Here is a 1375-nt window from a genome sequence, read left to right as displayed (position 1 = left end):
CAGGGGCTGTTGCATGATCGCTATCTGTCCGGAAGGCCGGGCTGGCCCGGAGTCGGGGTGGGACGTCCCGGTTCGGGCAGGGGGCGAACGCAGTGCAGGCACGGTCTCGGTGATCATGTGAGTGTCGAAGTCCCATGAACACTTGGCGAGTCCGTGCCTGCTCCTGCATCTTCCCCCATGCTCACCGCGCTGGGCCAACTGGCCCAGACTTCCGCGCCGGTCCCGCTGACGGACGCGGTCCGCCTGTCCGGCTTCCTGGACCTGGTCCCCGACCCACGCGGCGTCCGCGGCCGTCGCTATCGGCTGACCGCGCTGGTGGCCGCCGCCGCTGCGAGCGTCCTGGCCGGCGCCCGCTCACTCACCGCGATCACCGAATGGATCACAGACGCTCCATCCTGGGCCTGCCGGGCCCTCGGCTTCCCCGTCGACCCGCTGACCGGCACGGTGTCCGTTCCGCACCCCCACACCGTGCGCCGCCTCCTCGTCCAGCTCGACGGCGACGCCCTGGACAGGGCGATCGGAGCCTTCCTCACCGCCCGCGCCACTCCCGCGCCCGCTGGACTGCGGGCGATCGCCGTCGACGGCAAAGCCCTGCGCGGTTCGCGCACCGCCACGACCCCGCACGTCACACTGCTCGCCGCGATGGACCACGCCGGCCACGTCCTCGCCCAGCGGCAGGTCGCCGACAAGAGCAACGAGATACCCGCCTTCAAGCCCCTGCTGGACACCATCGACCTGACCGGCACGGTCATCACCGCCGACGCCCTGCACACCCAGCACGCCCACGGCGCCTACCTCCGTGAACGCGGCGCCCACTACATCGCCCAGGTCAAGGCCAACCACCCCGGCCTGTTCGACCGCGTCCGCCACCTGCCCTGGCGGGAGATCACCCTCGACCACCACGAGCGCACCCGCGCCCACCACCGCACGGAGATCCGGCGTCTGAAGACCGCCGCCTTCGCCCACCTCGACTACCCCGACGCCTGCCAGGCCCTCCAAGTCGTTCGCTGGAGAAAGGACTTCACCACCGGCAAGCTCACCATCGAACGGGTCTACCTGATCACCAGCCTCCCGCCCGGCGTGGCGACCGGCGCCCAGCTCGCCGCCTGGATCAAAGGACATTGGAGGATCGAAAATCTTCTGCACCACGTCCGCGACCGCACGTTCCGCGAGGACGACTCCACGATCCATGTCGGCCGTCTCCCGCGCATCATGGCCAGCCTGCGCAACCTTGCCATCGGCGTCCACCGTCAGGGCGGCCACACCAACATCGCCGCCGCCCTACGCCACACCGCCCGCGACTGCCGCAGACCCCTGACCGCCCTCGGCCTCACCGGATGAACCCGGACAGAACGCGATCATGCAAGGGACCCTG

1 protein-coding gene is annotated in these 1375 nt (G+C 70.3%); it reads left to right on the top strand.

Translation table 11 applies throughout. The annotated features are described in order from the left end of the window. Positions 1-153: 153 nt before the first annotated feature. Positions 154-1341 carry an ISAs1 family transposase gene (locus tag ABD358_RS28305; RefSeq protein ID WP_344634014.1) on the top strand — a complete coding sequence of 396 codons (1188 nt, stop codon included), beginning with the start codon at positions 154-156 and terminating at the stop codon, positions 1339-1341. The last annotated feature ends 34 nt before the right edge of the window (positions 1342-1375 follow it).

The sequence above is a fragment of the Streptomyces glaucosporus genome, assembly GCF_039533345.1.
Taxonomy (GTDB): domain Bacteria; phylum Actinomycetota; class Actinomycetes; order Streptomycetales; family Streptomycetaceae; genus Streptomyces; species Streptomyces glaucosporus.
Note: the sequence above shows the minus strand (reverse complement) of the source record. Positions and strands in the feature narration are given on the sequence as shown.